At 65.0% G+C, this 14,258-nt stretch carries 10 protein-coding genes; 5 read left to right on the top strand and 5 right to left on the bottom strand.

The annotated features are described in order from the left end of the window. From NCS02_RS23485 to aldA, 4 genes are all read right to left on the bottom strand, one after another. Positions 1–1,659, bottom strand: coding sequence for a GMC family oxidoreductase (locus NCS02_RS23485; protein ID WP_250523306.1), 1,659 nt, complete (start codon positions 1,657–1,659; stop codon positions 1–3). A gap of 17 nt (positions 1,660–1,676) precedes the next feature. Beyond that, positions 1,677–2,894, bottom strand: a complete 1,218-nt coding sequence (locus NCS02_RS23480; protein WP_008347267.1) for a mandelate racemase/muconate lactonizing enzyme family protein — start codon at positions 2,892–2,894, stop codon at positions 1,677–1,679. After that, positions 2,891–4,195: an MFS transporter gene (locus tag NCS02_RS23475; RefSeq protein ID WP_250503461.1), complete on the bottom strand. Its 1,305-nt coding sequence runs from the start codon at positions 4,193–4,195 to the stop codon at positions 2,891–2,893. Before NCS02_RS23475 ends, NCS02_RS23480 begins: the two co-directional genes overlap by 4 nt. 115 nt (positions 4,196–4,310) lie before the next feature. Further along, a complete protein-coding gene (aldA, locus tag NCS02_RS23470) occupies positions 4,311–5,735 on the bottom strand; it encodes an aldehyde dehydrogenase (protein ID WP_250503460.1) in 1,425 nt (474 codons plus the stop codon). Between the two features lie 280 nt (positions 5,736–6,015). On the opposite strand from aldA, the gene NCS02_RS23465 reads away from it, so the two are divergent. The 5 genes from NCS02_RS23465 to NCS02_RS23445 all read left to right on the top strand — a co-directional run bounded on the left by NCS02_RS23465 (position 6,016) and on the right by NCS02_RS23445 (position 12,407). Next, entirely contained in the window at positions 6,016–7,161 is a 1,146-nt protein-coding gene (locus NCS02_RS23465; protein ID WP_175982058.1) for a porin, read from the top strand. A gap of 185 nt (positions 7,162–7,346) precedes the next feature. Next, positions 7,347–8,009: a response regulator transcription factor gene (locus NCS02_RS23460; protein WP_250458076.1), complete on the top strand. Its 663-nt coding sequence runs from the start codon at positions 7,347–7,349 to the stop codon at positions 8,007–8,009. Beyond that, positions 8,006–9,289, top strand: a complete 1,284-nt coding sequence (locus tag NCS02_RS23455) for an ATP-binding protein (RefSeq protein ID WP_250503458.1) — start codon at positions 8,006–8,008, stop codon at positions 9,287–9,289. Before NCS02_RS23460 ends, NCS02_RS23455 begins: the two co-directional genes overlap by 4 nt. A gap of 125 nt (positions 9,290–9,414) precedes the next feature. Beyond that, the gene (locus NCS02_RS23450; RefSeq protein WP_250503457.1) at positions 9,415–9,783 is read left to right on the top strand and encodes a hypothetical protein; all 369 of its coding nucleotides are present in this window, start codon (positions 9,415–9,417) and stop codon (positions 9,781–9,783) included. 260 nt (positions 9,784–10,043) lie between these two features. Further along, entirely contained in the window at positions 10,044–12,407 is a 2,364-nt protein-coding gene (locus tag NCS02_RS23445; RefSeq protein WP_250441173.1) for a beta strand repeat-containing protein, read from the top strand. Positions 12,408–12,427: 20 nt separating this feature from the next. Here the strand turns inward: NCS02_RS23445 and NCS02_RS23440 are convergent, their stop codons facing one another. Continuing rightward, positions 12,428–14,203: a ShlB/FhaC/HecB family hemolysin secretion/activation protein gene (locus tag NCS02_RS23440; RefSeq protein ID WP_250503456.1), complete on the bottom strand. Its 1,776-nt coding sequence runs from the start codon at positions 14,201–14,203 to the stop codon at positions 12,428–12,430. Positions 14,204–14,258 lie beyond the last annotated feature (55 nt).

Genomic DNA, 14,258 nt, shown 5'->3' with positions numbered 1-14,258 from the left:
TCACGCGATCGCGGCAGGCTCCGCAGGCGCCGACACCTGTTCGATGACCGTGCGGGCATCGTCGAGAATCATGTCCGCGCCTTTCTCCGCGACCATCATCACCGGCGCGTTGAGATTGCCCGACGTGATGTTCGGAAAGATCGACGCATCGACGATGCGCAGGCCTTGCATGCCATGCACGCGCAGGCGCTCGTCGACGACCGCGGTGCGCGCGTCCGGTCCCATCGCGCAGGAACCGCACAGGTGATAGATCGAGCCCGACTGCTCGCGGAAATACTCGAGCATGTCGGCATCGCTTTCGACTTGCGGTCCCGGCGAAATCTCTTCTGCCGTAATCGCCTGCAGCGCGGCCGAACTCATGATCTTGCGCACGAGCTTGCTGCCCTGCACCGCTTCGCGGATGTCCTTCGGCGTCGTCAGCGCGTTGATGCTGATCTTCGCGGCATCTTCCACGCGGTTCGACGCGATTTCGATCGATCCGCGGCTCGTCGGACGGCACGGATTGAAGCACAGCAGGAAGCCCGAATACGGCTCGGGTTCGAGCTGCGCCTTGCTGCTCTTCGGAATCCGATAGGAAAGCGGATTGAAATAGAGCTGCAGGTTCGGCTCTTTCTCGTCGTCATCGCCTTTGAAGAAGCCGCCCGACTGGTTCACGCTCATCGAGAGCGGGCCCTTGCGCGATGTCAGATACCGCATCGCCGCCTTGACCTTGCCGAAGAGCGAGGAGAGTTCGTCGTTCAGCGTCGGCACCGTCGCGCGATAGTAGAAGCTCACGCACAAGTGATCCTGCAGATTCTTGCCGACCGCCGGCAACTCGTGCACGACCGGAATGCCGTGGTTCGCGAGCAGCGCCGCGTCGCCGAGACCGGAAAGCTGCATGAGCTTCGGCGTATCGACCGCGCCCGCCGACAGAATCACCTCGCGCTTCGCACGGAACTGCAGCGATTCGCCGTTGCGCGTGGCGATGACGCCGGTCGCGCGCTTGCCGTCGAACGTCACGCGGCTCACGCTGACATTGCGCTCCACGCGCAGATTCTTGCGCCCGAGCACCGGATGCAGATACTCGAAGCTGCTCGACGAACGCTCGCCATTGCGCGCGTTGATGTCATACACGGTCGCGCCTTCGTAATCGGGGCCGTTGATGTCGCCGGTCACGGGAAAGCCCGCTTGCCGCGCGCCTTCGAGGAACGTGCCGCAGATCGCGTGCGCGCCCTCTTTCATCGACGAAATGCTGATCTTGCCGTTCGCGCCGTGATACGGCGTGTCGCCGGCCCAGTGCGATTCGAGGCGGCGGAAATACGGCAGCACGTCCCGATAGCCCCAGCCCGCGTTGCCGGCGCGCGCCCAGTCGTCGAAATCGTGCGGCTGGCCGCGCACGTAGATCATCGCGTTGATCGAGCCGGAGCCGCCCTGCACCTTGCCGCGCGGGCAATACAGCGAGCGGTCCTTCAGTTGCGCTTCCGGCTCGCTGTAGTACATCCAGTTGTATTGCGGGTTGGAGTAGGTCTTCGTGAAGCCGACCGGCACCTTGAACCAGAACGAATCGTCCTTGCCGCCCGCTTCGAGCAGCAGCACCGAATGCTCGCCGGACTCGGTGAGACGATTGGCGAGCACGCAGCCCGCCGATCCCGCACCTACGATGATGTAATCGAATTCCATGTTTTCTGCTTTTCCGTTCAGCCCTTGGCGGGCGCGAGATCTTTCACGTCGGCGGGCTTCGCGGCCATCTGCAGATGCAGACGCTCGCCCGTGTACGGCGTATGCGCGCGCACGACGTCCATGTTCAGTTCGACGCCCAGGCCCGGCTCAGTCGACGGAATGATGTAGCCGTCTTCCCAGCGAATCTTCGTCTTGAGCACTTCCGCGTGGAATCCGCCCCACGTCTCGATGCTTTCCTGAATCAGGAAGTTCGGCGAGCACGCGGCGATCTGAATGCTCGCCGCCGCGCCGACCGGACCGTTGTAAAGATGCGGCGCGATCTGCGCGTAGTACACCTCGGCGAGACTCGCGATCTTCTTCGCTTCGAGCAGACCGCCGACGCGTCCCACGTTGAATTGCAGGATCGACGCGGCTTTCGCTTCGAGCAGCTTGAAGAACTCGTACTTCGTCGTGAGGCGCTCGCCGGCCGCGATCGGAATGCTGGTTTTCGCGGCGACTTGCGCCATCGCGTCTTCCTGTCCCGGCGGCACCGGTTCCTCGAACCACAGCGGATCGAACTTCTCGAGGCGCTGCGCAAGACGGATCGCCGACGACGGCACCATCTGACCATGCGTGCCGAACAGCAGATCGGCCTTGCTGCCGACCGCCTCGCGCACCTTGCGGCAGAACGTCTCGCAGCGGTCCATCACTTCGAGCGAAATCTGATGCCCCGAATACGCGGTGTACGGGCCGGCCGGATCGAACTTGACGGCCGTGAAGCCGAGCGCGACGTTGTGCGCGGCGCATTCGGCGGCGAGATCGGGATCGTCGTAGTCGTATTCGCCGCGCGCGTTCTTCGGATAGAGATACGTGTACGAACGCAGACGTTCATGCACGCGTCCGCCGAGCAGTTCGTAGACGGGCTTGCCCGCCGCCTTGCCGATGATGTCCCAGCACGCCATTTCGAGGCCGCTGACGACGCCCATCATCGTGAGATCGGGGCGCTGCGTGAAGCCGCTCGAATACGCCTCGCGATAGAAGCGCTCGACATGATGCGGATCGTGACCGAGCAGATAGCGCTCGAACACGTCTTCGATGATCGGCGCCATCGCTTTCGGATGGAACGTCGCCGAATAAATCTCGCCGACGCCCTCGATGCCGCAGTCCGTGCGCAGCTTCACGAAAATCCAGTACATGCCGCCGATATGCGGCGGCGGCACGGCGACGATATGTGTTTCCAGTGCGGCGATCTTCACTGTTGCGCTCCCAGCTTCCTGAGTCGAAGTTTGAACATGATGGCCGCCACGCCGCCGAGCGCGGACATGAAGGCGATATAACCGAAGTACAGCTGATATCCGTACACGCCCGGATAGTTCTGCGTCAGATAGCCGTTGATGAGCGGCAGGACCGCATCGGGCGAATAGCCGACGACGGACACGAGGCCGATCGCGAGGCCCATCGTTTCGGCGGGCACCTTGCATTGATCGAGCAGCGACCAGTAAAGCCCGCGAATCGCGTACGTCATCACGCCGATGAACAGCACGAGCACCGCGACGAGCACATGGCTCGAAATGCCGGGCGCGGCCATCAGCACGATGAGCGCGGCGGATGCGGAGAAGAGCGCGACGATGAGCACGGTCGTCTTCGAGAAGCGATCGCCGAGAAAGCCGCCGCCGATGCCGCCGATCGGGCGCATCCAGAGTTTCAGCGTCGTGATGAAGCCGGCCAGAACCACCGACAGCCCGATCTCCTTCTCATGCAGATAAGCGGAGAAACTGTAAGTCGACCAGAAGACCTGATAGCCGCAGAAGACGATCGCGGAAAGCAGCGCGAGTTGCGGATTCTTCATCAGCGAGATGAGATCGCGCAGCACATTGCGCTTTTCGCGCTTCGCCGCAGCCGCCGCCTGCGCGCCTTGCGGATCGCGCACGAGGCCGAGCACGACGCCGAGCCCGATGCACAGGAACGCGTACATGTAGACGACGAGCCGGAAGCCCGCGACCGTCGAATCGCCGCGCGTCTGCGTGACCCAGGCGAACAGCCCGATCGCGATGGTCGCGAGCAGCGCTTCGATCAGGCCGCGCCCGCCGTCGAGAAAGCCGAAGAAGCGGCCTTGCTCGTCGGCGGCGGCGATCGTCTGCACGCGCTTGATGATCGCGGCCCAGAACGTGAGGCCGGTCGTCAGGCCCCATCCGCCGAAGATCACGATCAGCGAGGCGAACGACGGCGCGGTGGAATACCACAGCCCGAGCGCGCCCGTCGCGATCAGCGAGAAGCTGATGAGCAGGCGCGGCGCGACGCGATCCGCGAGCCAGCCGCTCGGCAAATAGCACACGAGGAAGATCGTGCCGAGCGCGGAGTAGAGATAGCCGAGTTGCGCTTCGGTGATATGGAAGACTTCGAGCATCGTCGGCTGATACACCTGCCGCAGATACAGAATCGGATAGATGGCGCCGGCGGCGATGACGAGCAGCGCGAGCTGGATATAGCGGTCGGCGCGCTTGCCTTCGCGCGGCGTCGCCACGCTTTGGCCGGATTGAGCGGGATTCGATGACACAGGCGTGCTCCTCGAAGGGCAGCGGCGCGCGGCGTGCGGACGCCGCGCGGCTGGGCCTTCACTATGTTTTTGTAGAGTGTGAGAAAAGGAATGCGGCCGGAAACGGCCGCGAGAATCAGTACTTCATGACGACGAGACGCGTCTGCGTGAACTCGAGCATGCCGTGCTTGCCGTCGTCGCCGCCGATGCCGGAGCGCTTCCAGCCGGCGTGAAAACCTTGATACGGATCGGCGGGCGTGCGGTTGATGTACAACTCGCCCGCTTCGATCGAATTCGCGACCTTCATCGCCGTGCGGTAGTTCTCGGTGTAGAGCACCGACGAAAGGCCGAACTGATGATCGTTCGCCATCGCGATCGCTTCGTCGATCGTCGCGTACTTCAGCACCGCGAGCACCGGGCCGAACGTCTCTTCCTGCACGATTTCCATGTCCTGACGGCAGTTCGACAGCAGCGTCGGCGGATAGAAAAAGCCCTTGCGATCCGGCACTTCGCCGCCGGTTTCCAGCGTGGCGCCCGCTTCGATCGCGCGGCGGACCATCGCGTGAATGCCGTCGCGCGATGCCTTGTTCACGAGCGGACCCATGTGGCTCGCGTCCTCGTAGCGATCGCCGATCGCCTTCGCCTTCATCTGCTCGCGCAGCAGGCCGACGAATTCGTCGTGGATGCGCTCGTGCACATAGACGCGTTCGATCGCCGTGCAAAGCTGACCGCTGTGCGTGAGCTTCGATGCGACGAGTTCGCGCGCGGCCTTCTGCAGATCGGCGTCCGGCTCGACGATCGCGGGCGTCTTGCCGCCCAGTTCCAGCGAAGGTTTAGCGATGTTCGCCTTGCAGTATTCGAGCACCTTGCGGCCCGCGTTGACGCTGCCCGTCAAGGTAATCATGCCGACCTTCGGATGCGTGCAGACGACCCCGGCGGTCGCGTGATCCATCGCGAGCACATTGATGACGCCGGCGGGCAAGGCCGCACGCTCGACGGCGCGCGCCAGTTCGAACGCCGACAGCGGCGTGTTGTTGCTCGGACGCACGACGACCGTGTTGCCCGCGATCAGCGCCGGCGCGACCTTGCGCATCAGCGTGTAGATGGGGAAGTTGAACGGAATCAGGCACGCGACAACGCCGATCGGCTCGCGATGCAGCACGAGATTTTCGTTCGGCGTATCGCTCGGAATGACTTCGCCTTCGATGCGGCGCGCCCATTCCGCGTGATAGCGCGTGATCTGCGCGGCGTAGACGGCTTCGTTGGTCGCGTCGAGCAGGCTCTTGCCGGACTCGGCCGCGAGCGCCGCGCCGATATCGGCGGAGGCTTCGACGATGGCATCCGCGAGGCGCTGCATATGCGCGCCGCGCTCCGCGGCAGGCATCGCGCGCCACAGACGTTGCGCGTCGGCGGCCTGATCGACGGCGAGCAGCGCCTGCTCGCGCGACGCATTGTGAACGTGGCCCAGCACCTCTTCGGTCGCGGGATTCAGGACGGCGGTTACGTCATCGCTCACGGGCTCGACGAAACGTCCGTTCACAAAATTGCGTTCTGGCTTCATGTGGCGGTTTCCTTGATCGCTGCGCGCCACGACGCCCGGCCGCCGGGAAATCGGACGACCGCTGCGACAAGGCAACGCATTTGCGGGCCATTCTTTCGTGCCTCGCGCTGCAACGACAAGCGAAGAATTCGCTGGAAAAACATTCAAAAAACTCGCGCTCGCTGTTCGACTAAATCCTTTTGCGGCGTCCCTTTAATCGCGCACAATCCGTCGCTCGCCGTCCTCGCCGAGCCTCATGGCTAGGACTTCTTGACGAATAAGTAAAAGACTTGAGACTTTCATGAGAATCAAAGTAATCGCCCTCGCCTCGCTCGCCTGTATCGTGACTTCAGCTCATGCTCAAAGCAGTGTCACGCTGTTTGGCGTCCTCGATGAAGGCTTCGACTACACGAGCAATGTCGGCGGGAATCGTGTCTATGAGCTGACGAGCGGCTATGCGTCGGGAAGCCGCTGGGGCCTGCGCGGCGTCGAAGATCTCGGCGGCGGCACGAAGGCCGTGTTCCAGCTCGAAAGCGGCATCAATTTGAGCAACGGCGCGGCGGGCCAGGGCGGACGCATGTTCGGGCGGCAGGCCTACGTCGGCGTCACCGATAACCGTCTCGGCTCCGTCACGCTCGGCCGTCAGTACGATTCGGTGGTCGACTATCTCGCGCCGACGACGGCCAACGGCAACTTCGCCGGCTATCTCTTCGCGCATCCGTTCGACAACGACAACACCGACAACTCGTTCCGCGTGAACAACACGGTCAAGTACGCGAGCCCGTCGTTCGGCGGCTTCAGGTTCGGCGGCACGTACAGCTTCAGCAACGACACGAACTTCGCGAACAACCGGCAGTACAGCATCGGCGCGTCGTATGCGAACAGCGGCCTTCTGATCGGCGCGGCTTACTTGCGCGCGGATGGCGTCGGCATGAACGCGAACGGCGCAATCGCCACAAACGACGCGAGCTTCATCGCGCAGCGCATGCAGATTTTCGGCGCGGGCGTGAACTACACGTTCGGCAAGGCGACGGCGGGCTTCGCGTACACGAACTCCAGCTATCGCGATCCGGTGACGAACGGCTATATCGGCGGGTCGCTGGCATCGGCGGGCAACACGCTCAACAACCTGCGCTATCAGAACTTCGAAGTGAACGGGAAGTATCAGTTCACGCCGGCGTTCTTCGTCGGCGGTCAGTACGTCTATTCGATGGAAACGTACGACTCGACCGCCGGCACCGTGAAGCCGCACATCCATTCGGCCGGTCTGATGGCGGATTACTTCCTCTCCAAGCGCACCGATGTCTACGTGCAGGGCGTCTATCAGAAGATCGCGGGCAGTTCGACCGGTTCGGTGATGGATCAGGCGTTCATTCCCGGCACGCAGGGTGTGTCGTCGAATTCGGAGCAGTTCGTCGCGCGCGTCGCGTTGCGGCACGCGTTCTGACGGTCGAATCGATGAAATCGCTGTCCGCGTATTAAACGCGGACAGAAAATTCCTAAGCATTTCCTAAGCTTTCGTCTTCTAATCTTGCGGCTTTCCCGAACGCCAAGACGCCGCAAGATGAATCACACGCTCGCCCCAGCCCCCGCGCGCCGCCGTCGGACGCCATGACTGCCCGGAGACACGCCATGAGGGTATTGCTCGTCGAAGACGATCGCATGATCGGCGAATCGGTTCAGAACGAACTGCGCGACGGCGGCTACGCGGTCGACTGGGTGCGCGACGGCAAGCTCGCGCTCACGACGCTCACCACGCACGTCTACGACGCGATCCTGCTCGATCTCGGCTTGCCCGGCGCCGATGGCTTCGCGGTGCTGCGCGCCGTGCGCAGCGGGGCGAATCACGTGCCGCTCATCATCGTCACCGCGCGCGATTCCGTCGATGAACGCATTCGCGGACTCGACGAAGGCGCCGACGATTACCTCATCAAGCCCTTCGACATCTCCGAGCTCAAAGCGCGCATGCGCGCGGTGATCCGCCGCCGCGGCGGGCAGGCCGCGCCGATCATGTCGAACGGCGTGCTCACGCTCGATCCGGCCACGCGCGAAGCCACCTCCGGCGACATCGCGATCCGACTTTCCAGCCGCGAATTCGCGCTGCTGCAAGCGCTGATGATCCGCCCCGGCGCGATTCTCTCGCGCGCGGAAATCGAAGACCGCATCTACGGCTGGAACGAGGAAGTGGAAAGCAACGCCGTCGAATTCCTGATCCATTCGCTGCGCAAGAAGCTCGGCGCGACGGCCATCAAGAACGTGCGCGGCGTCGGCTGGATGGTCTCTAAGCAGCCATGACGCGTTCGCTTCAGTTCAGGCTGTCGGCCTGGCTGTCGGCGCTGATCGTCGCGATCGCGGCGGCGGGCGGCGTCATCGCGTTCCAGACGGCTTTCCACGAGGCCAACGAATTGCAGGACGGCCAGTTGAAGCAGGTCGCCGCGCTCGTCACGCCGCGCACGCTCGCGACGATGCAGCGTGAAGCGCTCGGCCGCGTCGACGGCGCGGATCCTGAGTCGAAGCTCGTCATCCAGACGATCGGCGAGCGAGCGCCGCTGCCGGTCGCGTCCGATCTGCGCGACGGCCTGCAGAACGCGATCGTCAAAGGCACGCGCTGGCGTCTCGTCGTGAAGACGCTCGATGACGGCACGCGCGTCGTGATCGGCCAGCAGACGGCGGGCCGCGACGAGATCGCCCGCAACGGCGCGCTCGCCACCGTGATGCCCTTCGCCGCGCTCGCGCTCGTGCTGCTCGCGGCGCTGCATCTGATCGTGCGCCGCATGTTCCGGCCGCTGAGCGCGCTGTCGGCGAGCCTCGACACACGGCCCGAACACGATCTCTCCGCGCTTTCCCGCGACGCGCTGCCGAGCGAGATCGCGCCCTTCGTCGTCGCGATCAACCGGCTGCTCGCGCGCGTGGAGGCGTCGGTGGCGCTGCAGCGCCGCTTCGTCGCCGATGCCGCGCATGAACTGCGCTCGCCGCTGACCGCGCTGTCGCTGCAGGCCGAGCGCCTCGACGCCGCCGAGTTGCCCGACAGCGCGCGCGAACGGCTCGACGCGCTGCGGCGCGGCCTTGCGCGCACGCGCTCGCTGCTGCATCAACTGTTGACGCTCGCGCGCCTGCAGCAACGCACCGACGCCGATACCGCGCGTTTGCGCGTGCAGGACGTCTTCCGCAATGTTCTCGAAGATCTGATGCCGCTCGCGGAGACGAAGGACATCGACATCGGCGTATCGAGTAGCGACGACGTGTTCATCCACGCGCCGCAAGCCGATCTCACCATCATGGTGAAAAATCTCGTCGACAACGCGATTCGCTATACGCCGGCGGCCGGCCGCGTCGATCTCGCGGCGGGCGTTTCGAATGCGCGGCCGTGGATTCGCGTGGCGGACAGCGGGCCGGGCATCGCGCCCGAGGAACGCGCGCGCGTCTTCGATCCGTTCTATCGCGTGCTCGGCGGCGACGCGGACGGCTCGGGCCTCGGGCTCTCGATCGTCGGCACGATCGCGGCGCGCATCGGCGCGACGATCGAACTCGCGGATGCCGCGCCGCGCGGGCTCGTCGTGACCGTCACGATCTGAAGGCGTCGGCTGCCTGAAGCGACATGCACGACGCGCCGGACCATACGCGCCCGCGCGTGTCCGGCGCACGCGCGGCGTGCTATCGTCGATGCGTCATTCCGACGTGGCATTCCGATGCCGCCATCATGAGTCAAGTGCGCTATCCCCTCGGCCCCGATGACCGCGTGCATCTGCTCTGCTGGCTCACGTGCGGATTGCTCGGCGCGTACTACATCGAAGGCGAATGGCCCGATACGTCGTTTCAGGTGCGCGCCGCGCATCGCTGGCTCGACCGGCATCATCGCGCGGCCGACTGGATCGAGACCGCGCGGCTTTCGGTGGCGGCGCACGCGCTCGCCGCGCGCTTCTCGACGATGCTTGACGCCGACGCCTCGCGCAGCGACATCGAACGCATTCTCGAAGGCGAGGATCTCGACTACGAAAGCGTCCTCGTGCAGCGCATCTATCACGAGTGCTGGATCGAGTTGTCGAGCGGACGAAAGCCGTCGCAGTAACGCGTTCCTCCGATCAATTTCCGTGCCGCGCCGCGCGCGTGCCTTGGCGCGTCTCGCGCGCGGGCACGGACATTTTTTTGCGCTGGCGGAATGTGCGGAACCCCACATTGGCGCTCAGGGCGCGGCGATACCATCGGCGCGCCTGCTCGCACGTCGATGTTCGCGCCTCCCGCCGATGTCCCCAATCGCCGGGCTGAAAAGCGGCTACACCGTCAGCGGCCAAAAACGATGACAACAATCGACACCGACTGGAGGTCGCCATGCAGCGCAGCATTCGTCCGCTTGTTTCTCAAACCGCGATTCGTCGTGCGCGCCTGCGCCCGCTCGCGATCCTCGTGCCGATCGTCGCGGGCCTGACTTGCGCGAGCATCGCCGATGCCGCGCCGCCGCTGCCCGCCGGCGGCCAGTTCGTCGCGGGCAGCGGCGCGATCAGCGGCGGCGGCACCGGTTCGACGCTCACCATCAATCAGACGACGACGCGCGGTGTCATCGACTGGAACAGCTTTTCCATCGGCAGCGGAAGGCAGGTCACGTTCAACAACGGCAGCGGCGCGACGCTCAATCGCGTGACCGGCGGCAATGCTTCGGTCATTCTCGGCCAGCTCAACGCGACGGGCAGCGTGTATCTCGTCAATCCGCAGGGCGTGCTGGTCGGGCCGGGCGGCGTCGTCGCGACGGGCGGGCGCTTCGTTGCGTCGGCGCTCGACATCGGCAACGATGCGTTCATGCAGGGCGGCCCGCTCACGCTTTCGGGCGGCGGCAACGGCATGGTCATCAATCTGGGCACGATCGGATCGAGCGGCGGCGACGTGTTCCTCGTGTCGCGCACGGCGGCGGTGAATGGCGGCAGCATCAACGCGCCGCAGGGCACGGTCGAAATCGCGAGCGGCAATCAGGTGCTTCTGCAGGATTCATCCGGTGGACAGCAGGTTTTCGTGCAGGCGGGCAGCGGCGGCACGGCGATGAACGGCGGCGTGATTCGGGCGGCGCAGGCGAGCCTCCAAGCCGCCGATGGCAACGTGTACGCGCTCGCCGGCAACAGCAGCGCGATCCGCGCGACCGGCACCGCGACGCGCGATGGCCACGTCTGGCTCGTCGCCGATCAGGGCGCGGTCCACGCGAACGGCACGCTCGCCGCGACGAACGCAGACGGCAGCGGCGGCACGGTCGAAACGCGCGCGAATACGCTCGATGTCGCGGGCGCGAACGTGACGGCGCGTACATGGAAACTCGGCGCGCCGTCGTTCACCGTCGATCAGGCGAACGCGGATTCCCTCGCGCGCGGCCTTGCCAACGGCACATCGGTGGATGTCGAAGCGAGCACCGGCGATCTGAACGTCGGCGGCAACGTCCAGTGGAACGGCAACGCGTCGCTGACGCTCGGCGCGGCGCACAGCGTGGCCATCGGCGCGGGCGCGACCATCGGCAACACGGGCAACGGCAATCTCACGCTGCGCGCGGATTCGGGCGGCATCGACAACGGCGGCGGCGTGGCGAACGGCGGCACGATCGACTGGTCGAAGAGCGGCGGCATCGTCAGCGCGCTTTACGACATGAACGGCAGCTATGCGCCGGGCACGCTGCTCACGAACAGCGGATGGACCGCCGCGCCGTACAGCGGCGTGCGCACGCAGGCGACCGCGTACCGGCTCGTGAACAATCTCGCGGATCTCTCGAACGTGACGCAGGATCTCGCGGGCAACTACGCGCTCGGCAAGGATATCGACGCGAGCGCGACGTCGTATCCGAACTATTTCACGGCGATCGGCTCCAAGACGACGCCGTTCACCGGACAGTTCGACGGCTTCGGCCACACGATCGACAGGCTCGCGTCGACGCCCAATCTCAACGACGACCGTCAGGGCCTGTTCGGCGTGATCGGCGCGAACGGCGTCGTGCGCGATCTGAATCTCACGAACTCGAGCACGGGCGGCTACGCGTCGGGCGCGTACGGTTTGCTCGCGGGCCAGAACGACGGCCTCGTCACGTACGTCAACACGACGGGCGGCGTCGGACAGAACGGCTTCGGCGGCGCGGGCGCGGGCGGGCTCGTCGGCGTGAACAACGGGATCATCGAGCGCTCGTCGAGCACGGCGGATGTCGGCTATCAGATTCCTGCGGGCGGGCTCGTCGGCGTGAATAACGGCACCATCGTGCAGTCGTATGCGACCGGCACGACGTACGCCGGAAATCACGGCCAGACCGCCGGGCTCGTCGCGTACAACAACGGACTGATCACGCAGTCGTATGCGACGGGCGGCGTGGGCGGCTTCGGCGGCGGCGGGCTCGTGTTCGACAACGGCGCGACGGGTGTCATCAACGAGTCCTTCGCCGTGGGGCAAGTCGGCGGCGGCGGGCCTCCGGGCGACGCATACGGCGGTATCGCGGCGTACAACGAGGGCGCGATTCACAACAACGTCTACTGGAACAAGGAGACGACGATCCGCACGAGCGCGGCCGGTTCGAACTCGGGCACGACGCCGCCGGACTCGAACGGACTCACGACCGCGCAGATGAGCAATGCGTCGAATTTCCTCGATTGGGGCATTCCGTCGGGCGGCGTCTGGGCGATGCCTACCGGCGCGACGCATCCCGTTTTGCAGTGGCAGCAGGCGCAGCCTTGAGGGGCGTGCCGAGCGGATCGTCAGCTTCCGATCACGAGGAATATCTCCCCCACCGGCGCCTTCGATCCGTTCGGCACGACCGCCTTCAACGGAAACCCATACGTTCCGCGAAAGCTGACGAACCTTCCGACCTGCACACGCACGCCCACACCGACGCTCGCCAGCGAAGCATTGTTCACTTCGCCGAATTCCGCGATGCGATTCCACACGTGACCCGCATCGAAGAACACGAACGGCTGCATCGCCGCCAATCCCGCGCGTCCCGCGCTTCCCGCCGATATCGCCGGCGCACGCAATTCGGTTTGCAGGTTCCATCCGCGATCGCCCTGCGCGGAATACGGCTCGTAGCCGCGCACGGTGGCATCGCCGCCGAGTCCGAGTTCCTCGCTCGGCAATAGCGTGCTGCCCGTCCACTGCAACAATCCGCGCGCCGATATCGAGAATCCCGACTTGCCGAGCGGCATGTCACGCTGCGCCGACAACTGCATGTACTGATAGCGCGGCTTCGCGCCGAGACGAGCGGCATCGTAGGCTTCGTCGTTGCTGTTGCTGTCGAAGTAACCGGGACTCGCGAAGAGCGCTGCGTTCAGATGCGTATCGCCCGATGCATCGCTATTCGAAAGATCGTAGGCGATCACGAACTGATGGATATGCGTGTTCGCATTGAACACCTGAAAGCCGCCGAACTCGAGATCGTTGTTCGAGCGCTTGAAGTCGTAGCCGAGCTGCACCTGCTGTTGCCACGCGCCCGCGTTGTCGAGCGGCGGCAGACGCCAGTCATAACGAAAACTGAGCTGCGCGCTGAGACCCGTTTGTCCGTAACTGTCGGGCAAACGCGGCGTGCTTTGCGCGAACACGCCGAACAACTCGATGCGATCGAGCCACGGCAACGGCGCAACGGCATTGAACGCGTGCGCGATGTAGCGCGGACGATCGGGCCGCCCTTCGATATCCGGATTGCCGCTCAACAGATCGTTACTCGCGGTCATCTGATAGCCGATGCGCGCATCGATGCCGAACAGATTGCCGTAATCGAATCCCGCGAGAATGCGATCGCGGCCGAGGTCGCGCACGCCGTCGTTGTTATAGCCGCCGTAAATGCGGAACGGAAAGCGGTCTTCGGTTTGCAGCACGACGTCGGTCGTATCGGGCGCGGTGCCGGGCGCATAAATCACGTCCACGCGCCGATACGGATTCGCGTTGAGCAACGCGAGTCCCGCGGCGACATCGGCTTCGCGGATCGGCTCGCCGCGCGCGAGCGGCATCTCGCGGGCGAGCAGCGCATCGGAGAAATGGCGGTTGCCCTTCGGCATCACGCGCCCCGCGCGAAACTCCGCGATGGCGACCTTCACGACGCCATTGCTCACGTCCTGCTCGGGCACGTACACATCGACGAGCGGCTGGCCCGCCGCGCGATAACGTTGCACGACGGCGCGCCGGATTTCCGCGAGACGCGCGAAGGTCAGCGGCTTGTGGAGATCGGCGGAGAAGCTGTCGAGAAAATCGGGCGTGAGAAAAGGCGCGCCCGCCGATGTTATCGCGCCGTTCGCGCCCGATTGCGTCGCATCTGATGTAGCATCCGCACGCACGAACGCGATGCCGCGCAGATCCTGAAGCGCGATTCTGTGCGAGTCGTCGCTCGGCTCGGGCGGCGACGGCGACGCGCGCGGACGCTGCTCGGCGGGCGGCGCAATCGGCGCGACATCGCGATACGACTGCGCGGCGGCGTCGCGTTCGGCAACGATGCAGGCGATCGCGGTCGATAGCACGGTCACGGCGACGCGTGTGCGGTTCAAATCATGTCTCCTCGGCGCCGGCCGCGTAGGTTGGCCCCGCATGTTATCAGCGCAC

Source organism: Caballeronia sp. NCF2 (assembly GCF_023631205.1).
Taxonomy (GTDB): domain Bacteria; phylum Pseudomonadota; class Gammaproteobacteria; order Burkholderiales; family Burkholderiaceae; genus Caballeronia; species Caballeronia zhejiangensis.
Note: the sequence above shows the minus strand (reverse complement) of the source record. Positions and strands in the feature narration are given on the sequence as shown.